Raw genomic sequence first — 26,025 nt, forward strand, 5'->3', positions numbered from 1 at the left:
CTTACCCCTACTCTGTTGCGGGAGTTTGTAGAGAAAATCGTTGTGCATGAGTGCAGCTATGACGAGAACAAGACCCGTAGGCAGGACATTGAGATTTATTATTCTTTTGTTGGCAAGGTGGACTTGCCCGAATAACCGCCCGACCTATCCGACATACCTCATGTGCCGGATAGGAACGGCAAAATTTTTTACACTTCTATTACTTCTTTATCACACATCAGTAAAGAGCCAGGGCATCAAACAGCTGATGGCTGGTGCCGGAATCATGCTGCTGGGAACTACCCTGATTCCACAGCTGGCAACATTGTTCTCTTAAGAGGAGTAGTAGATGAACACCATCATTGAGAGAATTACGGAAGCGATAAAGGATATCCTGATCGGGCTTATCAAGTCAAGTTTGGATAACATGTTCACGTCTGTCAATGAGCAGGTGGGAACCATAGCCGGGCAGGTGGGACAGACACCGCAGGGATGGAATGCAGGGATTTTTAATCTGATTCAGAATTTATCCCAAACAGTGATTGTCCCCATTGCGGGACTGATCATCACCTTTGTCCTGTGCTATGAATTGATCACGATGGTAACACAGAAAAACAATTTCCATGAATTTGAGACTTACAATATTTTCCTCTGGATCTTCAAAGCGTATGTAGCTATTTATCTGGTGACAAATACGTTCAATATCACGATGGCGGTCTTTGACGTTGGCCAGCATGTGGTCAACAATGCCGCCGGAGTAATTTCCGGAAACACAGCAGTGGACGCATCGGAAGCAATCACAAGGATTGTGGATGCACTGGAAGATATGGAACTGGGGGATTTGTTCCTGCTATCCATGGAAACGATGTTGATCAGTGTTACCATGCACATTCTGTCAATTATCATTACGGTAATCTTGTACGGCAGGATGATAGAAATTTACCTTTATACTTCCATAGCACCAATTCCGTTTGCCACTATGACGAATAAGGAATGGGGCAATATCGGAAACAACTATTTAAAAGGCTTGTTCGCACTGGCATTTCAGGGATTCTTCATGATGGTCTGTGTGGGAATTTATGCAGTTTTAGTAAATGCAATGACCATATCCAGTGACCTTCATGCAGCAATGTTTTCAGTAGCGGCTTATACCGTGATTCTTGCATTTTCATTATTCAAGACCGGAAGCCTTAGCAAATCAATATTCAATGCCCACTAACGGGCAGGAAAGGAGCGCATACCATGGCGTATGTACCAGTACCAAAAGACCTTACCAAGGTCAAAACAAAAGTAGCGTTAAATCTGACAAAGCGGCAGTTGATTTTCTTTTCACTTGCCGCAGTTGTGGGAATTCCGTTTTATCTGTTCATGAGAAAACCAATCGGTTCCAGTATCGCTGCCATTCTGATGGTAACGATCATGCTTCCGTTTTTCTTCATGGCGATGTATGAAAAAGACGGGCTTCCCTTTGAAAAAGTGGTGGCAAATATCATTCGACAGAAGTTTATATGTCCAGCGGTAAGACCGTATAAGACAGAAAATTTTTATCAGGAGATTTCCACCTTTGTAAAAAAGGAGGGTGTGCCGGATGGCAAAAAAGACAAAGCAGGAGGCTCAGCAGGAGCGTCTGTCCCTGGCGGAAAAAAGAAACCGTCAGGAAAGAAGAAACAAAAAAAGCAGAAAAGAAAGAGAACAGGAAAAGAGTAGGAAGAAGCAGGAACGGGACCGTAGGAAACAGAAGAATATTCCTACAACTGCACAGCAGAGCATTCCGTATATTCGGATGCTGCAGGATGGTATCTGCCAGGTGACAAAGACCTTTTTTTCTAAGACGATTCAGTTTTATGACATCAATTATCAGCTGGCTTTAAATGAGGATAAGACCACGATATTTGAGAATTATTGTGATTTCTTAAATTACTTTGATTCTTCCATCAGTGTGCAGCTGTCTTTTATCAATCAGCAGGTGGATGTGGCAGAATTTGAGAAAAGCATTGATATTCCGGATCAGAACGATGACTTCAATGCCATTCGTGAAGAGTACCGTACTATGCTGAAAAATCAGCTTTCCAAAGGAAATAATGGTCTGGTAAAGACAAAGTATATCACTTTTGGAATCGAAGCAGAAAGCCTTAAGGTGGCAAGACCAAGGCTTGAAAGAATCGAAACAGATATCTTAAATAACTTTAAGGTTCTGGGAGCACAGGCACATTCCTTGAATGGTCTGGAAAGACTGGAGATTATGTATCATGTGTTCAACCAGGATCGGATCGAACCATTTAAGTTCCAGTATAAGATGTTGCCGGAAACAGGGTTAAAGACCAAAGATTTTATTGCACCGACTTCCTTTAACTTTTCAAAGAATCAGACATTTTTGATGGGAAGGACGCTGGGAAGTGTGAGTTACCTGCAGATTCTTGCACCGGAGCTTACAGACCGGATGCTTGCAGATTTCCTGGATGTAGATGACAGCATCAATGTCAACATTCATATCCAGTCCATTGACCAGAGTTCTGCGATCAAGATGATCAAGAGCAAGATTTCAGATTTGGATAAGATGAAGATTGAAGAGCAGAAGCGGGCGGTACGTTCCGGGTATGACATGGATGTGCTTCCATCGGATCTTGTGACCTACGGGGAAGAAGCAAAGAATCTGCTGGAAGATTTACAGTCCAGAAATGAGCGTATGTTTCTTGTGACAGTGTTGGTGATGAATACCGCAAAGAAGCGTCAGAAGCTGGATAACAATATCTTCCAGGTACAGGGTATCGCACAAAAATACAACTGTTCCTTAAAACAGCTGGACTATCAGCAGGAAGCAGCATTGATGTCCTGTATTCCACTGGGAGTCAATCGAATTGAGATTCAGAGAGGGCTTACCACATCGGCAACAGCGATCTTTGTGCCATTTACGACACAGGAACTGTTCCAGGAAGGGGAAGCTCTTTATTATGGATTGAATGCATTATCCAACAACATGATTATGGTTGACCGGAAGCGTCTGAAGAACCCGAATGGACTGATTCTTGGTACACCTGGTTCCGGTAAATCCTTCTCAGCAAAAAGAGAAATTACGAACTGTTTCCTGATTACGGAGGACGATATTATTATTTGTGATCCAGAAGCCGAGTATTATCCACTGGTGCAGGCACTGCACGGACAGGTCATCCGGATTTCACCGGTATCAGACCAGTATATCAATCCGATGGATCTGAACCTGAATTATTCAGAGGAAGATAATCCGCTGTCCTTAAAGGCAGATTTTATTCTGTCCCTGTGTGAACTGATTGTCGGTGGAAAGAATGGACTGGAACCGGTAGAAAAGACGATCATTGACCGTTGTGTGCGGCTGGTCTATCAGGAATATCTCGCTGATCCGGTGCCAGAGAAGATGCCGATACTGGAGGATTTATATAATCTGTTGCGGAAACAGGAAGAGCCGGAAGCACAGCGTCTGGCAACTTCATTGGAGATTTACGTTACAGGTTCCCTAAATGTATTTAATCATCGCACAAATGTGGACATCAACAACCGTATCGTATGTTTTGATATCAAGGAGCTTGGAAAACAGCTGAAGAAGATCGGGATGCTGATTGTGCAGGACCAGGTATGGAACCGAGTGACGATCAACCGTTCCGCTCATAAATCCACCCGTTACTATGTGGATGAATTCCATCTTCTCTTAAAAGAAGAACAGACAGCAGCCTACAGCGTGGAAATCTGGAAGCGATTCCGTAAATGGGGCGGTATTCCGACAGGAATTACCCAGAACATTAAGGATCTTTTAGCTTCCAGGGAAATCGAGAATATTTTTGAAAACTCTGATTTTATCTATATGCTCAACCAGGCATCCGGTGACAGGCAGATTCTGGCTAAACAGTTGAATATTTCACCAACCCAGCTGTCTTATGTAACCAACAGTAATGAGGGTGAAGGACTTCTGTTCTATGGAAATGTGATTATTCCGTTTGTAGACAGATTCCCGAAGAATTCCCTTTATAAGATTATGACAACCCGCCCGGAGGAAACAGCCGAAGCAGGGTAATACAGGAGGAGTAAAACAATGTTACAGGTAATTTCATATGGATTGACATTTTGTGGCGGTGCTGTATTTGGCATCGCTATTCTCTGTTTATTACAGGCAGGGAAAGGGTATCCGAAGAAGGAGGAGTAATCAGTGGCAGAACAGAGAATGAAAGTCAGGGATAAGAAAGTCCAGAAAATGACCAAGGATGGTCTGGTGGAAGAAAACCTGACGGATAAATCTTCTGTTCGTGTCAGTAACCGTGCCAGTGATGTGCAGATGGGAGGAAAACAGGGGGAAAAAGAAGTAAGCCTTGTGGATAAGTCTTCCCGCCAGTCTGAACGGAGTGGGAAAAATATTCGTCCCTCTGTGCAAAAATCCAGAGATGCACCGGAACTGATACGGGCAGAGAAGCAAAGTGAGGATCTTGGACAGAGTAGAAAACAGCAAAATAGAAAAAGAATCCGTGCTGAAGTCGGAAAAGAATCCAGACTTGCAGAAAAATCCGAAGCCGGACAGTCAGGGAGACTGAAAGAAAAACGTGCGGATCTATCAGAAAACAGAGGAGACAGCCGGAGAAATCAGACCGGTGGTAGCAAAAAGCCAAAACAAAAACAGCGTTTGAAGTTTGCTTATGAGGAAACTGGTGCTTCTGTGAAAAATGATAAAGATATGGAGAAATTGAACCAGATGGATACGGATGGAGTCAATTTCCGACATCAGAAACAGAAGGAAAAAGCCAAAAAGTTTTCTTATGAGGAAGCAAAAAAGAAGAAGGAAGCAAAGCAGCATTCCAAGAAGGCACAGGTCTATCAGGCAAATGATGGAGAAGCTCCTGGAAAGAAGAAATCCCGCTTGAAGTTTGGCGAAGGGGAATCTGTGAAAACAGAAAAAACTTCTGTTGTCAAGAAAGCAGGAAGTGCAGCTTCCGCAGCATTGCACCGTGAGATCAGCAAAAATGAAGACGATAATGCGGCGGTAGAAGGTGCCCATAAGTTAGAAGAAAGCGGCGAAGGTGTTTACCGGCTGGAACAGAGAAGTGCCAGACGCAGGAAACAGAGGGCATTCAGAAAAAGAAGCAGACTTGAAAGACAGGAAGAGAAACAGACACAGGCGGCAGCCCGTCAGGAACAGAAGAAACTGAAAAAACAGATTCAGAAGCAACAGATCAAACGGGATTATGCCAAAGCGAAGCGAAGTGAACAGACAGTAGGAACAGCTACAAAAGGTACGATTGATTATATCAAGAAGATTGGCGGCAAAGTCACCAACTTTTTTAAAGAAAACCGGAAGGTGTATATCAGTGTAGCAGTTCTGATCGGATTGATGTTTCTGATCATAACGAATGTCACGTCATGCTCTGCAGTGTTTTTACAAAATGTGATCACTTACACCGGAACCAGTTATCTGTCATCGGATCAGGCAATCCGGGAAGCGGAACTGTATTACACACAGCTGGAAGCTAATCTGCAGGAGCGGATCAACAATATGGAATCTGAAGAACCAGGACATGAGGAATACCGATATAACATCGGACCTATTGAGCATGATCCGTTTATCCTGATTAGTTATCTGTCTGCAAAGTATGAAGAATTTACTTTTGAACAGGTCAAGCCGGAGCTGGACGCCTTGTTTGCAGAGCAATATCATTTAACTACTGAAGCAGTCAATGAGACTGTAACGGAGACAGCAACAGTAAGAGTTGGAGAATCTTTGGGACAGGTTGTGACCAGTGGATATTGTAACTGTCCAATCTGTTGTGGTATTTGGAGCGGAGGACCGACTGCCAGTGGAGCATATCCAACTGCCAATCATACCTTAGCGGTAGATGCTTCCAATCCGTTTGTTCCAATGGGAACAAAGGTAGTTATGAATGGTGTCGAATATACCGTAGAAGATACCGGAGCTTTCGCAAGATACGGTGTACAATTTGATGTCTATTATGACAGTCATGCGGCAGCATCTGCACATGGACATCAGACCTGGGAATGTTATCTTGCAGATGATAACGGAAGCAATGAAGTCGAAGTGACCAGAATCAGAGATGTGGACACGCTGAATGTAACATTGACCAGTGGAAACCTGATGTCAATCTGTCAGGACAGGTTGGGATTTTTCCAGAAAGAACTGTTCAGTGCCTACAACGATACCAAAGGCAACCTGCAGATGTTTGCAACACCGGTTGATTTTAACTGGTATTCCAGTGTGACCAGCTATTATGGATATCGGATTCATCCAATATCAGGAGCAAATCAGTTACACAATGGTATGGATATCGGAGCACCGGAAGGGACAAAAGTAATGGCAGGGCTGACCGGAACGGTTACAACTTCTGCTTATAACGACAGCTATGGCAATTATGTTGTAATCAAGGACAGTAAAGGCTATGAACTGCGGTATGCACATTTAAGCAGCCGGAGTGTATCTGCAGGTGCATCCGTCACGAAAGGTGATGAGATCGGTCTTGTAGGAAATACCGGAAATTCTACAGGAAGCCATCTTCACATTGAACTTTTGAAAAATGGAGAGCGGTTAAACCCGATCTTTTATCTGGAAACAGGAGAAGGGACAGGCTTTGGTGGTAATGAATATACCAGTGAAGCAGCGCAACGTTTACTGGAAGAGGCTGCAAAATATCTTGGAACACCGTATGTGTGGGGCGGATATTCCCCAAGTGGATTCGATTGTTCCGGATTTGTCAGCTACTGTCTGGTTCATTCCGGGGTAAGAAATACGGGAAGGCTGACTGCACAGGGACTGTACAACATTTGTACGCCAGTATCCCAGTCAGAAGCACAGCCAGGAGATCTGATCTTCTTTACCGGAACCTACGATGCAGGAGAACCAGTAACGCATATTGGAATCTATGTGGGCAATGGTCAGATGATCCATTGTGGGCATCCGGTTCAGTACACGTCCATCAACTCTCCATACTGGCAGAGCCATTTCTATGGATTCGGGCGATGGTAAGGAAAAGGGCGGTATAACAGCCGCCCGGAAAGGAGAAGAGATGAAAAGTCTTGAAAAAGCAACGGCAGATTATGAGAAAGCCAAGGAAAAAATGGAAGCATCTAAAGCCAGATATGAAGCAGATTTAAAGCGGTTCAAGGCTGCGGAGATTGCAAAAACAGAAGCAGAAAATCTGGAAATTGTAAGAATTATCCGTGCAATGGATATGAGTATTCCGAAATTGGAAGCTTTTAAAAAGAAAATGAAAAATGAGTTGCCCGGCAGGGTAGAAATACAGAAGGAGGAAATAAAAGCCGATGATGAATCTGGAAAAAATGAAACAGAAGAAGAGAACAAATACTAAAAGCAGGGTAAAAAAGAGTCTGCTTGCAGCAACGACATTTCTTTGCCTGACAACACCTTTGCTCCAGACACAGACTGCTTATGCAGCTGAGAATACCACGCCTGCAATCACGATTGAGAAACCGGATGGCTGGAAACAGGGAGAAACAACCATTGCTGTTACGGTAGATGCCAGCCATATGCCGGAAGGTTTCTCAATAGCAAAGATTGAAGCAAAAGCAGGAAAAGATGGAAGCTGGCAGGATGTAACTGGAAGCGGAAGTATCACGATCACAGGAAATCAGACAGTGTATGTGCGTGTGACAGATGGTGATGGAAAGGTGTATGAGCAGAATCGTTCTATTAAGTGTTATGACACGGAAAAGCCGACACTCTCTGCTTCCCTGACAGATGGTGTGCTGACGATTCAGGGGAATGATACAGTATCCGGGATTACTGCAGTAACAGTTAATGGCACCACTTATACAGATCTGAAGGATGGAATGCTGAGAGTGCAACTGACACAGAAAGATTTTACTACAAAACAGATTGAGATTACGGTAACAGACGGTGCCGGAAATACTTCTGAAAAGTATGTGTTGCAGAATCCTTATTATGAATGGGCAAAGAAGCAGGCAGAGAAACAGAAAACTTCCAGTGACAGCAATGGTGCAATGGCAACTACGACCAGTGCAGATGCAACGGGAACTGAAAAAACAACGACTTCTCCGCTTCCGCAGGATGCACAAGCTTCTGAGCCAACAGATGCAAAAGGAACTGTGGATGATCGGACAGTGACAGGTATTGAGGAACAGCTTAATAAAGAAGGCGAGACAGCAGATTCTGTTACTAAAACAGCTACGGAAGGCACAAAAGAGTTTTATACCATTTCAACTAAGAGTGGTAAGATTTTTTATCTGATCATCGACAATTCAAAATCTCAGGATAATGTGTATTTCCTTACAGAAGTCAGCGAGAAAGATCTGATGAACTTCACACTTTCTGATTCCGTGACACTTCCGGAAGTAGATACTGTTTATGCAGAACCAGAGAAACAGGCTGAAGAAGAAAAGCCGGAAACAACTGAGACAGCTGAGAAAGATAAGGTAGAGGATGAAATCCAGATGCCAGAAGATAAAAGTCCATTTGGAACGTATCTTCTGATTGCACTGGTTGCAGTAGGAGCTGCGGCAGGAGGATATTACTTCAAAGTCTATAAACCAAAGCATGAATATGATGACGAGGATGAGATGGAAGAGGATGAAGATGAATCCGAAGATTCAGAATCTGAAAAGCGGGAAGTAGACGATGCAGATGAGCAGGAAGAAAGTATAGAACCAGAAATCCTGAGAGACGAGGATTTTGATGATGCTGTGCTGGAAGATGAAGAAGAGGAGCAGGAGTAAATGAAGTTAGTGATTGCAGAAAAGCCATCGGTTGCGATGGCACTGGCTTCCGTGATTGGAGCCAGAACAAGAAAAGATGGCTACGTGGAAGGAAACGGTTATCTCGTTTCCTGGTGCGTAGGACATCTGGTTGGATTATGTGATGCATCAGAATACGATGAAAAATATAAAAAATGGAGATATGAAGATCTGCCGATTGTGCCGGAATGTTGGAAACACAGGGTATTGGAAGGCACGAAAAAGCAGTTTGGAATCTTGAAAAAACTGATGCGAGATTCCAAAGTAGATGAAGTAATCTGTGCTACAGATCTGGCGAGTGCTTCTGGATGAAGAGTTTAAGGCAAAACTGAAAATCGTGAAAAAAGACGATGAAACAAAGAAATCCGTCCTGATTGCAGGAACAGAATTTAAAGTGTACGACCTGGACAACAAGAAGTATGTGGAACAGGTAACAACTTACCCAGTGACAACAACCCATAAGTCCTATTTTACGGACAGCCAGGGATATCTGATCATGCCGAAGAATCTGAAGATCGGACATTACCGCATTGAGGAAGTCAACGCACCGGAAGGGTACACAATCAACAAGAACTATGTAGAGATTGCGGTGGATGCAAACACAGCATACCAGATGGATTCTGAGAGCGGAGATGCCATTATTACGGTAGATTACGAGAACCATCCGGTAAAAGGAAAGCTGACGATCTATAAAAAAGGTGAAATGCTGACCGGATTCAAAAAGGATTTTGTTTATGAAGAAAGATACCTTAAGGGTGCGGAATTTAATGTCTATGCAGCTGAAAATATCTATACACCGGATTATCAGAAAGATGAAAACGGAAACAGACAGCTGATCTATGCAAAAGATGCACTGGTAACAACGGTAACGACTGGAGAAGACGGAAAAGCAGTTGCAGAGAATCTGCCGCTTGGTTCTTACTATGTGGTAGAAAAGACTGCACCGGAAGGATTCGTACTGAACCATGACAGATCAGAAGTCGCATTTGTCTATGCCAATCAGGATACACCTGTGATCGAACAGGAAGTGACTGTTGGCGATGACCGACAGAAAGTTGCAATCCAGGTAGAAAAACAGGATGCAGAAAATGGTGCAACCGTAGCAGGAGCTGTCTTTGGTATCTATAACAAAGCGGATATCAAGGCAGATGGAAAAGCAATCGTGAAAGCAGACACACTCTTACAGGAAATGACTTCTGATAATGATGGTCTTGCGGCATGTACGCTGGATCTGCCACTTGGACAGTATTATGTGAAGGAGTTAAAGGCACCGGCGGGATTTGTATCCTCTGATGAAGTTCTGAATCTGGATGCTTCTTACCAGGGACAGGATGTGAAGACAGTAAAACTGAAAACTGTGAAAAAGAACCAGCCGACAACAGTAGAAATCACGAAATCTGATGTAACAACAGGTGTGGAGCTGGATGGGGCAAAACTCACCGTTCTTGATAAAGAAGGAAATGTTGTGGATCAGTGGACGTCTGTAAAAGATCAGCCACATGTGATCAAACGCCTGACAGTTGGAGAGGAATACACTCTTCGTGAGGAAATGGCACCTTATGGATATCTGAAAGCAACGGATGTGAAGTTCACTCTGGAAGATACCGCCGAGATTCAGAAAGTAGAGATGAAAGATGAAGTACCGACAGGACTTCTGATCATCAACAAAAATGGAGAGTTTTTGGATAAGGTAACACTTTTGGATCATGTAAAAGGTACCGTGGAGCATCTTTTTGAGTATGTAACCGGAAGCCTTACAGATGTGACGTTCGATGTATTTGCTGCGGAAGATATCAAAGCGGCAGATGGTGTCAGTGAAGATTATTTCAAAGCAGATGAAAAAGTGGGAACCATTACTACAGATTCCAATGGTATTGCACAGATGGGAGATCTCCCGGCTGGAAAATACTATGTGAAGGAAGTAAAAACAGCCCATGGTTATGTGCTGGACAAAGAGCCGAGATATGTTGATCTTTCTTACCGTGATCAGGACACACCAGTCATCACTTATGATGAGAAATGGCAGAATGCCCGTCAGAAAGTAAAGATTACGGTTCTGAAGAAAGAAAAGGATACAGAACGTGTCCTTGCAGGTGGTGTCTTCGGTCTTTATACCAGTGAAAATATCAAAAATGCAAAGGGCGAGGTACTTCTTGAGAAAGACAGTCTGATTGAGCAGCGGGTAACGGATGAAAAAGGACAGATCACTTTTACGGCAGATCTTCCGGTAGACGGAAAATACTATGTGAAAGAGATCTTTGCACCGGACGGATTTGTTACAACAGATGAAGTACAGGAATTTACCTTTGAATATGCTGGAGAAGACCAGGCAGAAGTAAGCTACGACTTTACTTTTGAAAATCAGCCAACCACAGTAGAGCTGACCAAAACAGACCTGACAACAGGCAAAGAACTTCCAGGTGCACACCTGAAAGTAACGGATTCAGATGGCAATACAGTAGATGAATGGACTTCTACGGAAGAATCCCATGTGATCAAAGAACTGGTTGTTGGTAAGGAATACACCATGACAGAGACAAAACCGGCAGATGGATATGTCACTGCAGAAAGTATTACTTTCACAGTAGAGAATACAGCAGAGGTTCAGAAGCATGAGATGAAAGATGATGTGACAAAAGTGCAGATCAGTAAGACGGATATCACAGGAGAAACTGAGATTCCGGGTGCGAAACTGACAATTCTCGATAAGGATGATCAGGTAGTAGAGAGCTGGATTTCCACAGAGGAAGCACACTATATTGAAAAACTGCCAATCGGTAAATACACCTTACGTGAAGAGCAGGCACCGAAAGGATATCTTCTGACAGCCGATGTGACATTTGAGGTGAAAGATACCGGAGAAATCCAGAAAGTGGCTATGAAAGATGATACTGCCAAGGGAAAAGTGATTCTCAATAAGACAGATAAATCGTCAGGAGAACCACTGAAAGGGGTAGAATTTGAACTCCGTGACAGCAAAGGAAAAGTTCTGGAAACTTTAAAGACAGATGCTGCCGGTCATGCAGAAAGTAAGCTGTATGAGATTGCCACATTTAAGAACGGCAAATATGATACAGCGATCAAGTATTATCTGGTGGAAACAAAGACACTGGATGGATACACACTGGATCAAACCAAGCATGAAGTGACATTTGCTTATGCAGATGACAGTACACCGGTTGTAGAAGTTACCTTTAATCTGACAAATGAGAAGCCGGAAGTTCCAGAAACACCGAACACACCGGATACACCACAGTCCCATGAAGAGACGAAGGTATCAAACGCACCAAAAACAGGTGACAGCACAAATATCTGGCTGCCGATCCTGCTTCTGATAATCTCCACAGGAGGTATGGCAGGACTTTATATCAGCAGAAAAAGGAAAAACAAATAAGGAAACTAAAACCAACGGTTATGATTGGGAGCCTCTATGTGAGGCTCCCTTTTTCATACAAAAAATCACAGAAAGGAACAGAAAACTATGATGAAAGCAATGGAAAAAAGACAGGAAGCACGAAAAAACCAGGAGAAAACAGTAAAGAGAATGATGGCTTATCAGAAGAAAGCTGAGCAGATGGTCAACAGAAAAAGAATGAACCATCACATGATCAGAAAGGGGTAAAAGCGTATGATGAACAGAAAAGAATTTTATGAATATGTCAAAGACAATGTAAAGGAGTATCTGCCAGAGTCTTACAGGGACGCAGAAATTAAACTTCAGGAAGTAGAAAAAAACAATGGACTGAAGCTTACTGGCATTACAATTCCAAATGGGAATCAGAGAATCGTACCGACAGTCTATCTGGATTCCCTCTACCAGGAATATATCAATGGGAAAGATGTAGATTCTTGTGTTGGGGATGTAGCTGATATGCGTATTGAAGCACAGGGTAAAGCAGAATTTTTTGATATGGGAGTTCCGGATATTCTTGATTATGAAAAGATGAAGGACAAATTACAGATGAGAATTTGTGACAAAGAATGGAATACCGATCGTTTGGCAGACAAAGTAGTCACAGAACACGGAGATTTTGCAGCTTATTATGCAGTAAATCTGGAGGAAAATGGAGAGGGAATCAGCAGTATTCCAGTAACTGTTTCTCTGATGAACGAATGGGGAGTATCTGTCGAACAGATTCAGGCAGATGCGATGATGGCAGATAAGAACAGAGGCGTGCAACTGGTGGATATGACACAGATTATCGAATCTATGATTTTTGGAGGAACACCGAAGAATCTTTTGAATGAAAAACTGGATATGGAAACTGTGGAGAATCCAATGTTCTGCCTTACCAATGAATCTAAGATGAATGGAGCTTCCCTGTTACTGCAGGAAGATATTCGAAAACAGATTGGGGAATGCCTGGGAAGTGATTACTTTGTCATCCCATCTTCCGTTCATGAAGTGCTGATTCTCCCGGATAACGGTATTTTACAGGTTCCAGAATTAAATGCGATGGTACAGGAAGTCAATGAGACACAAGTGGAAAGACAGGAACAGCTTTCTGATAAGGTTCAGTTCTGTGACAAAAAGACCGCAGTATTGGAAAATGCTGAGCGCAGGGAAGCACGTCTGGAGAAAGAAAAAGTAGCCGAAAAAGCGGAAGTAAAAGGTGGAATCCATGGAAGATTGGAGAAAGCTAAGGCAGAAATCAAGGCAAAAGGGACGGATACAATCCCAAAGAGTAAGGCGAGAGATCTTGCTACAGCATTATAAAGTGAAAAGAAAACGATGGCTTATGGGGACTGTGCAGAGCAGTCCCCAATTTTTTGAAGTTGGAGGAGAAAAGAATATGGATTGGTGTTTATATGGTGAAGACAAAAGGAGGGAAATTGATAGAGATTTAAAACCGGAATATCTTTTGGATGATTTACGGAGATATCAGGATGTATTTGGCGAAGAGTTTGGTGTGAAAGAACTTCTTATGCTGGAGGATATCAGGGTAAAGGCTATGATTGCCGGAGCACTTGCAGATATGCCGGAATTTCTTGTTGATCAGATTGGAAAAGCAAATAATAGCAGTAGCTTTCCTTCCGTGACAAGGGCAATGGAACGGATTGCCGATGTTGTAGAAGAAAAGTGGGAAGAAGAAAGGGAGTAACAGATGGCAAATAAATTATATGCAATGGAGCAGCTGACGGAGGAAGTGGCAAAGGACGTTTCCGCTAATCCGCAGGAGTGGATACGTTTTCTAAATACTGCATCCAGGCTGTACCGGTACACTTTTCCGGAACAGCTCTTGATCTATGCACAGCGTCCGGGAGCAACAGCGGTGGCTTCCATGGAAATCTGGAACCAGAAGATGTACCGATGGATTAAAAAGGGTTCCAAAGGAATTGCCCTGATAGATAACACATCCGGACCAAAAACGAAGTTACGATATGTTTTTGATGTGCAGGATACTTATAAGGTAAAAAATCTTGGCAGAGATCCACAGTTATGGAACCTTAATCCGGAAGGAGAACAACTGGTGGCAGATTATCTGCAGGAACAGCTTGCACTGGAAACAACAGAGGGAGGCTTGCCAGAGGTTCTTCACCAGGCGGCAGAAGAAAGTGTGCAGGCCTGGCTACCGGATGCTTTCGATGAATTGCAAATGGATGTATCAGGTACTTTTCTGGAAGATTTGGACGAGCAGAATCAGAAAGTGGAGTTCCGGGAATTGATGACAAACAGTGTCTGGTATGTATTACTGAACCGATGTGGACTGGATGTACAGGAATATCTGGATGCAGAGGATTTTCGGCATATTACGGATTTTAACCAGTTAAAGGTTATGGGACATCTTGGAAGTTCTGTGAATGAGATCAGCAGACCGGTATTGATGCAGATTGGACGATATGTATTGGATGATCTGGAAAAAGATCTGAAAACGGTTGCAAAAGAAAAGAAAGTAGCTTATAATAAATTTAACACGTTAATTCGTGAAAGTGAAACAAAGAACACAGAAGATAGAGAAAAAAATAAGGAGGAAACAGAGCATGAGAGAGATCACTTACAGCCAGAACGGAGAGTATCAGATTCCAGATATCAGCCTGGAAGAGACAAGAGGAACAATCGGGAAGTACGGAATGATGAGGAAAGAGTATCTGAGAAATTACAAGGTAGCCAGGTTCAACATTCTGACACTGCAGAACCGTCTGGACAGTCATCTGATGGAGATCGACAGTCAGGCAAGACAGAGAGTAGACAACCTGATGAACGAACTTCTAGAGAAAGATCCGGCACCAGACAAGATGGCAGACACAATGGCATGGACCAGACACATGAACCAGATCAAAGCACAGGCAGAGGAACTGGTGATCCAGGAGATTATTTACAGTTAAGCCTGTTCCCAACAGAAGAGGAACAGTTTGGAGAAATAAGGAAAGCGGCAGCTGCATTAGAACAGCCGGCCGCTTTTCTTATTTCCGATGAAGTAGTCGATCATATCCTTCGCACAGGTAGTGGGCAGAAAAATACACTGTTTCATATTACTGCAAGATTGATCGAAGGTCTGGACAATGAAGAAATGCAAAGCTTCCTGAAAGATGAATATGGCACCGGAGGAAAAGGATTTACCATAGATAATCAGAAAATCAGTATCTGGTACGACAACGATGGTATCCGTATCCGGCGAGGTGACTCTGCAAGAAGAAACTTTGACCGTATCGTTACGTGGGAAGAAGCTGCTGACAGGATCCGGGATATGTATGAGGAGGGAAATTACGTTGATAATCTTATCTCCAATAATGCTATCGAGCAGGAACAGAAAGAAATGACAGATCTTCTGGCACTTCATTTCCGAGATACAAATAGAAATACGGAAGAATACCGGTCTTATACGGATTGGCAGGATACCATTCGGAACGCTTGGACAGATCCAGAAGGAAAAAAAGAAATCTATCAGCAGTTTGAATGGTTACAAGCGGATATGAATGAAAATCCGAGTAATTATCATCGTTGGGAAATTCAGCACAATCCAGTATATTCTCAGCGTTTTCGTGACCTTCAGAGAGATTTCTCCTGGGTGGATCAACAATTTAAAGTAGAACGTCTAGGGCTTTCCTTTATCACACAGGATGAAATTGATGCAGTGTTAAGAAGAGGTGGCATTACTGCCGGAGGACGTAACCGGATTTACGAATATTTCATGGAACATTATGATATGAAAGATGCAGCTGAGTTCCTGAAAAATGAATATGGAACAGGTGGTTCTTCACCCGGAATACCAGGAGCAGGTGCTTCCGACGCATCACATGATGCAAAAGGATTAAAACTTGCAAAAGGAAAAATTGGCAATCCAGAAGTAGAAGTTCTATTAAAGTGGAATAAGGTTGCAGAACGTGTCCGCCAGTTAATCCGCACAGATGATTATTTGTCATCGGAGGAAATGGAAAAGTACGAAGAGCGACAGGAAGCACAAAAACTGGCAGACTTGGAAGAAGCACAGCAGATGTTAGGAGAACAACAGGAGCAGGATACTTTAACCGCTGAAGATATAACTGATTTGCAATTAGTTGATTCAGAATATATGTCTGGTACCAGAACAACAATTCATGATTTTGATTGCAAAGTTAAGGGAGAAGAGAATCAACTTCAATACACATTAGAATATCATGATGATGGAGAAGGTTTCACGATTCATACGGAAAAAGATGATATTTGGAATCGAATGTCAACACAAGAATTGGAACGTCTGGATGTAAAACTTGGACAAGAAGTACTTTATTATCATTATCACAACAAAACAGTAAATGCGGATACCCTAGATAAATTACGGGAAATCAGGGAAGAAATAATGGAGGAAGAGTCCTCGTATTTCACTGCTATTTCTAATCGTGTGTGGACAGATTATGATAAAAAAGAAAAAGAATTATCTGGAGAAGTTGAGGTATCGGAAGAAAAAGAATCTTTGGAAGAGATTAACGGAATATCAGAACCGATTCCAGCAACGAACTTCCGCATCACAGATGATGAGCTTGGGCAGGGGACAGCAAAAGAAAAGTTCCGTGCCAATATCATGGCTATCCAGCTGTTAAAGAAATGTGAGGATGAGAACCGTAATGCGACACCAGAGGAACAGGAAATCTTATCCCGATACGTTGGCTGGGGAGGTCTTGCAGATGCATTTGATGAAACAAAAGCTGCATGGGAGACAGAATATCTGGAATTAAAGACGGTTCTTACACCAGAGGAATATGCGGCAGCCAGAGCTTCCACCTTAAATGCTCATTATACACAGCCGATTGTGATTGACAGTATGTATCAGGGGTTGGAGAATCTGGGATTTACAAAGGGAAATATCCTGGAGCCATCTATGGGAGTCGGGAACTTTTTTGGAATGCTTCCGGAGAATCTAAACCAGTCCAAACTTTATGGTGTGGAATTGGACAGCATCAGCGGCAGAATTGCAAAGCTGCTCTATCCTGATGCCAATATTCAGATCAAAGGTTTTGAGAAGACAGATTATCCCAATGATTTCTTTGACGTGACAATCGGAAATGTGCCATTTGGTGCATACAAGGTCAATGACCGTCAGTATGATCGCTTCAATTTCATGATTCATGATTACTTTCTTGCCAAAACGATAGATCAGTTACGTCCAGGTGGTGTGGCTGCTCTGATCACAACAAAGGGAACTATGGACAAGGCATCACCAGAAGTTCGAAAATATCTGGCAGAGAGGGCAGATCTGTTGGGAGCAATCCGACTGCCCAACACAGCTTTTAAGGCAAATGCAGGAACAGAAGTCAGTGCTGATATTTTGTTTTTCCAGAAGCGTGACAGCATGACAAAAGAGATGCCGGAGTGGGTGAATCTTGGAAGTGATACCAATGGAATTACAGTCAACCAGTATTTTGCAGACCATCCTGAAATGATTCTGGGTGAGATGAAAGAAGTATCGGGTCCATATGGTATGGAAACAACCTGTATGCCGATAGAAGGTGCTGACCTTGAACTCCAGCTTGCAGAAGCGGTCAAGAACATTCATGGAAGCATGGTATCGGCAGTAGATGTGGAAACAGAACTGGATGAGATGCCAGAGAGTATTCCGGCAGATCCGAATGTCAGAAATTACAGCTATACGGTGGTAGATGATCAGGTATATTACCGTGTCAACTCTTTGATGAATCAGGTGAAAATGCCTGCCGCCACTGCAGAACGTGTGAAAGGCATGGTTGCAATCCGTGATACTGTTCGTGAATTGATCGCCATGCAGATGGAGGAATTTGTAGCAGACGAAGAAATCCAGAAACAGCAGGAGAAACTGAATCAGGTATATGATACCTACACAGCAAAGTATGGAGTCATTGGAAGTAATGCTAACAAACGTGCATTTTCTGATGACTCTTCTTATTGTCTGCTGTGTTCACTGGAAGACTTGAATGAAGATGGAACGCTGAAACGAAAAGCGGACATGTTTACTAAGCGAACCATTAAAAAGGCGGTCGCTGTGACAAGCGTTGAGACAGCCACAGAAGCACTTGCATTGTCTCTTAACGAAAGGGCAAAGGTAGACCTTCCTTATATGGCAAAGCTGACTGGAAAGACCGAAGAGAAAATCACAGAAGAACTGGTTGGAGTTATCTTTAAGAATCCACTGACAGACCAGTGGGAAAGCGGAGATGAATATCTGTCCGGAAATGTCAGGGATAAATTAAATACTGCGAGAACCTTTGCAGAGAATCGTCCGGAATTTACACCGAATGTCCGTGCATTAGAGGCAGTTCAGCCGAGAAATCTGGAAGCGTCTGAGATTGAGGTGCGTGTTGGAGCTACATGGATTGAGCCTTCGGATTATCAGGCTTTTATGGTGGAACTGCTTCATACCCCGTGGTATCTTGCACAGAAGGAAATACAGGTAAAATACTCTGAGGTCAATGGTGAATGGCGTATTACTGGAAAAAATGCAGATAGTCCAAGGAATGCGTTTGCCTATGCAACGTATGGAACTGAGAGAGCAAATGCCTATAAGATTCTGGAAGATACCCTGAACCTGAAAGATGTCCGCATTTATGATAAGAGTGTCAATGAGAATGGTGATGAAATCCGTGTCCTCAATAAGAAAGAAACCATGCTGGCATCACAGAAGCAGGATGCCATGAAAGCAGCATTTAAGGATTGGATTTTTAAAGATCAGCAGAGGCGTGAAAGACTGGTAAAAGTTTACAATGAACGATTTAACAGTATCCGTCCCCGTGAATATGATGGCAGTCATTTGACTTTCCCAGGAATGAATCCGGAAATAGAGCTTCGCCCGCATCAGAAAAATGCTGTTGCACATCAGCTTTACGGAGAGAATGTGCTTCTGGCTCATGTAGTAGGAGCTGGGAAGACTTACGAGATGGTAGCGGCTGCAATGGAGAGCAAACGTCTGGGATTATCACAGAAGAATTTATTTGTCGTGCCGAATCATCTGACAGAGCAGTGGGGAGCAGAATTCCTGCAGTTATATCCGGGAGCCAATATCCTGGTAGCAACCAAGAAAGATTTTGAACCGGCGAACCGGAAAAAGTTCTGTGCCAGAATCGCTATGGGAAATTACGATGCTATTATTATTGGTCATTCCCAGTTTGAGCGTATACCAATCTCTGATGAGAGGCAGGAAGCTATGCTGCGGAAGCAGATTGATGATCTGGAAATGGCGATTCAGAGTGCAAGGTATGAACAGGATGGCGGACGTTATACCGTCAAACAGATTGAAAAAACCAGAAAGACACTGCAGACAAGGCTGGAAAAGCTGAATCAGAAAGAAAAAAAAGATCAGGTAGTTACGTTTGAAGAACTGGGAGTAGATCACTTGTATGTAGATGAAGCACACAGCTATAAAAATGCGTTTCTCTATACAAAAATGAGGAATGTAGCCGGGATTGCACAGAACGAAGCACAGAAGTCGGCAGATATGTTCAATAAATGTCAGTATCTGGATGAGATTACTGGAGGAAAAGGCATTACTTTTGCCACGGGCACACCAATCAGCAATAGTATGACGGAATTATATGTTATGCAGCGATATCTGCAGAACAGTAAATTACAAAATATGGGACTTGGACTGTTTGATTCCTGGGCTTCCACTTTTGGAGAAGTTGTCACGAGCATCGAACTTGCTCCCGAAGGAACAGGATATCGTGCAAAGTCCAGATTTGCACGGTTTTATAATATCCCGGAACTGATGAATATGTTCAAGGAGATTGCAGATATCAAGACTTCCGATCAGTTAAAGCTTCCTGTGCCGGAAGCAGAATATGAAACAGTGGTGCTGAAACCAACGGAACAGCAGAAAGAAATCGTAGAAAGCCTTGGAGAACGTGCGGAAGTTGTCAGAAATGGCGGAGTAGATGCCGCGGTTGATAATATGCTGAAAATCACCAATGATGGAAGAAAGTTAGCATTGGATCAGCGTTTAGTGAACGAATTATTGCCAGACAATCCGGAAAGCAAGATATCAGTCTGTGCAGAGAAAAGCTATGAAATCTGGAAAGACACAGCAGCACAGAAATCAGCACAATTGATTTTCTGTGATTTGAGTACACCGAAAGGCGATGGCAGTTTTAATGTCTACGACGACCTGAAACGGAAACTGATGGAAAAAGGAGTGCCGGAAAAAGAGATTGCTTTTATTCATGATGCAAATACAGAAGCAAAGAAGACGGAGCTGTTTGGAAAAGTGAAATCCGGACAGGTTCGTTTTTTGATTGGTTCTACAGCAAAGATGGGTGCAGGAACCAATGTGCAGGATCGTCTGATTGCGTTGCATCATCTGGATATTGGCTGGAAACCATCTGACTTGGAACAGAGGGAAGGACGTATTATCCGTCAGGGAAACCATAATAAAAAGGTTCATATCTTCCGGTATGTAACTGAATCCACATTTGACAGCTACATGTGGCAGTTGATTGAGAACAAGCAGAAATTCATTTCTCAGATTATGACCAGCAAAGCACCTGTGCGAAGCTGTGAAGATGTAGACGAAGCGGCACTTTCCTATGCAGAGGTCAAAGCTCTTGCAACCGGAAATCCGGCAGTAAAAGAGAAGATGGCATTGGATGTTGATGTGGCAAAATTAAAACTTTTAAAAGCCAACCACATGAATAACCAGTATCGACTGGAAGATGATATTGCAAGGAATTTTCCACAACAGATTGCAAAACTGACAGAGATCATTGACAGCTACAAGGCAGACATCGCTCATTTTTCTGAGTACAAAATCACAGATCCAGAGCAGTTTTCTATGGAAATCAGTGGCAAAGTGTTCACAGAAAAGAAAGAGGCAGGAGCGGCTCTTCTGGCGGTCTGCAAAGAAATTAAGTCTGTGGATGCAGCTATGGATATTGGAAGCTATCAGGGATTTAACATGAGAATCCAATTCGACAGTTGGAGCAAAGAGTTTATCCTGTCTGTAAAGCATGAATCGGTAGCTAAAGTTCGATTGGGAGCCGATGCTCTAGGAAATATCACTCGTATCAATAATCTTTTAGAAAGTTATCCGGAGAAACTGGCAGAAGCAGAACAACGGCTGGAAACGGTACAGGAGCAGATGACAAACGCCAAAGAGGAAGTCGGGAAGCCATTTCCAAAAGAAGAGGAACTGAACCAAAAACTGGAGCGACTGTCAGAGTTAAATGCACTTCTCAATATGGATGAACGGGAAGATACAGAAACAGAGCAGTCGGAATCAAAAGAGAAAGAAGAAAGACCGGCACGAGGTTCTATCCATGAGAAACTGCAGATTTATAAGGAAAAGAGTCAGCGGGAAAGTGAAACTGGCAAGGAAACCAGAAAACGGGACTTCGGTCTGGAATAAAGAGGAAAGATGGCATAATTTGGTAGAAGAAGGTTCTGTCGGTTATGCCATTTTTTAGAACACAGGAGGAATTTATATGGCAAGAAACAGGATAACGGGTAGAGAAACACAGAAAATGCAGGAATACACGCAGGGACAGATCAGTCAGGCAGAGCGTAGAGGCATAGAATTTCCAACAGATGTAAAAGAACAGCTTTTTGAATATGCGAATCTGATCGGTGAGGAAGAGAAAGTTAGGACTCTGGTAAGAAATCTAGCAGATGCAGTGATCCAGGCAGATGAAGAAGGGGTAGAGGATCTACTGGATGATGCAAGAATGGATATTCAGGATCTACCAGATCCAACCATAGGTAAGCTGGAATTACGTGATTATGGATATACAGCAGAAGACATGGTGCCGCTTAGAAAAGAAGCAGCTTTGGATTATCACAGAATGGGTTCTAAGATTTATTGCCTGGGCAGCGATGGCAGCAAGGGAGAGTATGCAAGTAAAGAAATGATACAGGCGCATGAAGGTCTGTTTGGCATGGAATCGCAGATGTGGGAACGGATAGAGGAGAATGACCTGGATTATGCCGATGAAGATTTTGGAGCATTTCAGGAGCCTATGAGTGTCATTGAGCAGGAAGAAGCACTGAAATTATACGATGCCGGAGCAGATATCTATCTGATCACTAATTTTTCATCACCAATGTATGTCACGGAACGCATGGAAATTGAACGAGGACCGGAGCATTATCAGATGTCTATGACAGAACTGGAGCGTTTCCGTAACCTGGAATGGGAAATGCAGAAATATCCGCAGATTCAGTCTTTGAAAGAGGCAAACCTGTTGTTAGGAACAAGGCGAACCTTTGGTATTTATCAGATCAAGGACGATTCACCGGGCGAAAACTATGCATTTATGAATATGCGCTTTATTGAAAGTCATGGTATGCAGATAAAAAAAGAAGATTATAAGCTGGTCTATGTTGGGGAATTATCGGGAAATATGTCACTGGATGATATTTTTGAAAGGTTCAACATTGATAGACCGGAAGATTTCCGTGGGCATTCCCTGTCTGTCAGTGATATCATAGTTCTGAATGACGGGGAAAAAGTAACCGCTCATTTTGTAGACAGTATCAGTTTTGAACAGCTGGATTCTTTCCTGAATCTGGAAGAACAGGTTCTTAGTGAACTGGCATATGAGGTAGGAGAACGTTACTTTGCTATTCAGAGAACAGAAGAAGGATATGATTATTCGTTTTACGATGAAGATTTTCGTCTGATGGATGGTGGCGTCTATGAAAATGATCAAATTTCTATTGAAGAAGCGGCAGAGGAACTTCTGGAAGACGAAGGCTGGACTGGAGAACGCATCCGTGGAGATTATGATCAGTTGATGGAAAAAGTAGAAGAAATGGATGAAGTTGTAATGGCAGAGATTCAGAAAAGCCAGGGCGAATATAAGCCTTTGGCAAAGGTGGAGGAACTGGAAGAGGCGAATTATAACATGATTGATAACGTCCTTAATAATATGCCACCGAAGAAAGAGCCTTATCTGGAATATTTCGCCACAGAATGTGATGAGTTCCATGATATGGGAGCTTATGAAAAAAGTACCGATGTTAATCAGATTGCTGCGGTCTATGAAAAATATAGGGAGAATCCTAAAACTGCGTATCTGGGATGCTCAATGGGAATTATTTATCGTGATCCGGAAGACAGTTACTATGATGAAGCCGAATTTGCGATCGTTAAAGGGAATACCGTATTCGGAAATCTGATGGATGATGTTCGATTTTATGGAGAACTTGCACTGGTACGGGAAGGGATCGAGAAAATTCATGAAGCATTGCCGGACTACAAGTATGTACCGATGAGGGATGTTCGAGAAGCAATGTATCCTGAGAAAATGACCACAGAACAGCTGGCAGAGGCACTGGATGAGATTGCAGAAGCTTTTGATCCGTATGAGTATCGAGATAATGTGGAGAGGGGAGAAAATACGGTGCAGGAAGTAATGCTGGATTTGAGAAGTGGAAATATTCATTCCTATATTTCATATCTGAAGGATATTGTAGACGAAGAATGCGATCTGTCTGTTCGTGCAGGAGTATTGATTGAAAGACTGAAAGCCTATGAACCTGAACTTCCAAAGGATATGGAACCAATGGTGTATGTAAACTATTGTGAAGAAAGTGATCTCATGAATCCAAGATGTCAGAAGCTGTCTGAGCTGGATGCAAAAACAGCAGAAATGGATAAAGAATGGTATGCAAAACGTGATCCGAAGACAGAGGAACCTACAAAAATTGCAAAGATATATGTGACTGTATATTATGCGGAAAAAGGTGAACAGATGCTGCATCATTTTAAGAAGTCAATGGATATTGGAAATGGACATGGCGGTATTGTGAGTCAGTTGAAGTATGATAATGAAATGAAGCTTACAGATGAGTATTGGATCAATTACCAGAAAGGCAAAGGAAGTGAAGAGTTCCAAAAGTATATGGAAGATCTGACAGACATGCAGAATCATGTGCTTCCGTATCTGCAGAGTTTTTGCAATCTGGAGGAAAAAGGTGTGAAGGAGAGACGAGAACAGCAGATAGCAGAAAGATATGAAGGAAGAGCAGATGAGAGGGTAACAAGTACCGAAGCGAATGAAGTTGTTAAGGATGTAGGAAAAACAGATAGAAAACCGGCACAGCAGAAGCAGGCGGTAGATGGAAAAGATAAGAAATTATCCATTCATGAACGGCTTGAGATCAATAAGAGGATTATTCAAGAAAAGCAGGGAAAAGATAAAACGGAGAGAGGAGTTGATTTGGGTGTAAGGACAGTGTAGAATAAGCAGAACGAGTCGGAGGTCATGGATGATAACGTGGCTTCCGGCTTTATTGCGTATTGTCGGAAGAATTATAAATGGTATAATGAATGTAAATGCGATAAAAGAATGTCGCCTGTTATGCGACTTCCAAATGAGAAAAGTGTGTTATTCTGAGATCAAACAAGAGGCTAATAGAGTCAGGAGGGTGACATTATGAGTAAAAAAGGATATAGCAGACCAGGATTCTTTGGATCCATAAACCATTATGATGCAAACGGAAAAAAGTAGGCGAGAGCAGACCAGGATTCTTTGGTGGTATGAACGACTATGATGCAAATGGAAAGAAAATCGGACATAGTTCGCCTTCCTTTTTTGGTGGTATGAATCATTATGACAATAACGGGCATAAAGTAGGTGAGAGTCGACCAGGATTCTTTGGCGGTTTAAACCATTATGATGACAAGGGGCATAAGCGGGGGCATAGCAATCCAGGAGTTTTAGGTGGATTCAATCATTACGGTTAAAACTGCACAGAGAGCAGCACAAGCGGCAAGGGCTGCGGCAAAAGCCGCCGTGGTTACGGTAAAGGCGATTGCCAAAGCGACCGCACTTGCCATTAAAGCGATTATTGCCGGAACGAAAGCCTTGATTGCCGCTATCGCCGCAGGCGGCTGGGTGGCGGTTTTGGTTATTATCGTGATTTGCCTGATTGGTATGATCCTCGGCTCAGTATTTGGCATTTTCTTCTCAGACGAAGATTCCGGCACTGGAATGAGTATGCAGACCGTTGTGCAGGAAATCAATACCGAATACGATACCAAGCTGCAAGAGGAAAAGAACTCGGTATCCTATGATGTTCTTGAAATGAGTGGCAGCAGAGCCGTTTGGAAAGAGGTGCTTGCCGTTTACTCTGTAAAAACGAATACGGATCAAGATAACCCCCAAGAGGTTGCCACAATGGACGATGGCAAAAAGCAACTCTTAAAAGACATCTTTTGGGAGATGAATCAAATATCTTCCCGAACAGAGAGCAAGACCGAAACAGTTATTACCGAAACCGATGACGGACACGGTAATATCGTGGAAACTGAAAGCACGGTCACACAAACCTATCTGTATATTACCGTCAGCCACAAGACTGCCGAGGAAATGGCGGCGCAATATGGTTTTAACGAAGAACAGAAAGGCTACCTCGCTGAACTGCTTGCAGATGAAAACAATTACCTTTGGTCACAGGTGCTTTACGGCATTACAGGCGGCGACGGACAGATCGTGACCGTTGCACTCTCTCTGGTTGGCAATGTGGGCGGTCAGCCGTATTGGTCGTGGTACGGTTTTAACTCCCGTGTAGAATGGTGTGCTTGCTTTGTATCTTGGTGTGCCAACGAGTGCGGCTATATCGACGCTGGAGTTATCCCAAAATATGCAGGCTGTGTCAACGGAGTACAATGGTTTAAGGATCGTGGACAATGGCTGGATGGCAGCGCCGAGCCTGCCCCCGGAATGATTATTTTCTTCGATTGGGCAGACGAAAGTGGTCAGGATGGATTATCCGACCATACGGGTATTGTTCAAAAGGTCGAAAACGGCAAGGTTTATACGGTCGAGGGCAACTCCGGCGACAGTTGCCGAGTCAATGAGTATTCTATCGGTTATTACGAGATTCTTGGCTACGGCGCACCTGCCTATTAAAATACACAAGCC

Annotated in this window: 15 protein-coding genes and 3 pseudogenes; all 18 read left to right on the forward strand. The window is 43.0% G+C overall.

The genetic code is table 11. The features are described 5' to 3' along the window. Positions 1-135 (forward strand): DUF4368 domain-containing protein (locus ABHC48_RS18270; protein WP_215691481.1); only part of this gene is annotated, 135 nt, incomplete at its 5' end. A gap of 88 nt (positions 136-223) precedes the next feature. Then, positions 224-316: pseudogene (locus ABHC48_RS18275) on the forward strand (Maff2 family protein); the annotation flags it as partial. Positions 317-328: 12 nt separating this feature from the next. Continuing rightward, positions 329-1,198 (forward strand): VirB6/TrbL-like conjugal transfer protein, CD1112 family, encoded by an 870-nt coding sequence (locus ABHC48_RS18280; protein WP_027090294.1) that lies wholly within the window; start codon positions 329-331, stop codon positions 1,196-1,198. A 23-nt stretch (positions 1,199-1,221) separates the two neighbouring features. Then, on the forward strand, positions 1,222-1,686 hold the full coding sequence (locus tag ABHC48_RS18285) for a PrgI family protein (protein ID WP_118569212.1): 465 nt from the start codon (positions 1,222-1,224) through the stop codon (positions 1,684-1,686). Then, positions 1,568-4,024 carry a VirB4-like conjugal transfer ATPase, CD1110 family gene (locus tag ABHC48_RS18290; protein ID WP_173738624.1) on the forward strand — a complete coding sequence of 819 codons (2,457 nt, stop codon included), beginning with the start codon at positions 1,568-1,570 and terminating at the stop codon, positions 4,022-4,024. Before ABHC48_RS18285 ends, ABHC48_RS18290 begins: the two co-directional genes overlap by 119 nt. A gap of 18 nt (positions 4,025-4,042) precedes the next feature. Next, positions 4,043-4,153 (forward strand): DUF3789 domain-containing protein, encoded by a 111-nt coding sequence (locus tag ABHC48_RS18295; RefSeq protein WP_118342920.1) that lies wholly within the window; start codon positions 4,043-4,045, stop codon positions 4,151-4,153. A 48-nt stretch (positions 4,154-4,201) separates the two neighbouring features. Continuing rightward, positions 4,202-6,973 carry a peptidoglycan DD-metalloendopeptidase family protein gene (locus ABHC48_RS18300; protein WP_347505933.1) on the forward strand — a complete coding sequence of 924 codons (2,772 nt, stop codon included), beginning with the start codon at positions 4,202-4,204 and terminating at the stop codon, positions 6,971-6,973. A 40-nt stretch (positions 6,974-7,013) separates the two neighbouring features. Beyond that, positions 7,014-7,316, forward strand: coding sequence for a DUF4315 family protein (locus ABHC48_RS18305; protein ID WP_118569209.1), 303 nt, complete (start codon positions 7,014-7,016; stop codon positions 7,314-7,316). Then, a complete protein-coding gene (locus tag ABHC48_RS18310) occupies positions 7,270-8,700 on the forward strand; it encodes a CD1107 family mobile element protein (RefSeq protein ID WP_023922641.1) in 1,431 nt (476 codons plus the stop codon). Before ABHC48_RS18305 ends, ABHC48_RS18310 begins: the two co-directional genes overlap by 47 nt. After that, a pseudogene (locus tag ABHC48_RS18315) lies at positions 8,701-9,009 on the forward strand (toprim domain-containing protein); the annotation flags it as partial. Between the two features lie 46 nt (positions 9,010-9,055). Further along, positions 9,056-12,112 carry a SpaA isopeptide-forming pilin-related protein gene (locus ABHC48_RS18320; protein ID WP_347505934.1) on the forward strand — a complete coding sequence of 1,019 codons (3,057 nt, stop codon included), beginning with the start codon at positions 9,056-9,058 and terminating at the stop codon, positions 12,110-12,112. Positions 12,113-12,199: 87 nt separating this feature from the next. Beyond that, on the forward strand, positions 12,200-12,340 hold the full coding sequence (locus tag ABHC48_RS18325) for a hypothetical protein (RefSeq protein WP_012744289.1): 141 nt from the start codon (positions 12,200-12,202) through the stop codon (positions 12,338-12,340). A 6-nt stretch (positions 12,341-12,346) separates the two neighbouring features. Beyond that, entirely contained in the window at positions 12,347-13,435 is a 1,089-nt protein-coding gene (locus ABHC48_RS18330; protein WP_012744288.1) for a DUF5688 family protein, read from the forward strand. Positions 13,436-13,511: 76 nt separating this feature from the next. Next, on the forward strand, positions 13,512-13,820 hold the full coding sequence (locus tag ABHC48_RS18335) for a hypothetical protein (RefSeq protein WP_023922639.1): 309 nt from the start codon (positions 13,512-13,514) through the stop codon (positions 13,818-13,820). A gap of 3 nt (positions 13,821-13,823) precedes the next feature. Further along, a complete protein-coding gene (locus tag ABHC48_RS18340; protein WP_195700338.1) occupies positions 13,824-21,506 on the forward strand; it encodes a DEAD/DEAH box helicase family protein in 7,683 nt (2,560 codons plus the stop codon). Positions 21,507-21,582: 76 nt separating this feature from the next. Further along, a complete protein-coding gene (locus tag ABHC48_RS18345) occupies positions 21,583-24,339 on the forward strand; it encodes a YodL domain-containing protein (protein WP_117764029.1) in 2,757 nt (918 codons plus the stop codon). Positions 24,340-24,638: 299 nt separating this feature from the next. Beyond that, complete coding sequence (locus ABHC48_RS18350; RefSeq protein ID WP_173719636.1) at positions 24,639-24,845, forward strand: hypothetical protein; 207 nt, start codon at positions 24,639-24,641, stop codon at positions 24,843-24,845. Further along, a pseudogene (locus ABHC48_RS18355) lies at positions 24,838-26,013 on the forward strand (CHAP domain-containing protein); the annotation flags it as partial. The gene ABHC48_RS18350 and the pseudogene ABHC48_RS18355, both read left to right, overlap by 8 nt. Positions 26,014-26,025 lie beyond the last annotated feature (12 nt).

The organism is Ruminococcus sp. 1001136sp1 (assembly GCF_039841815.1).
In the GTDB taxonomy this organism is placed as follows: domain Bacteria; phylum Bacillota; class Clostridia; order Lachnospirales; family Lachnospiraceae; genus Blautia_A; species Blautia_A faecis.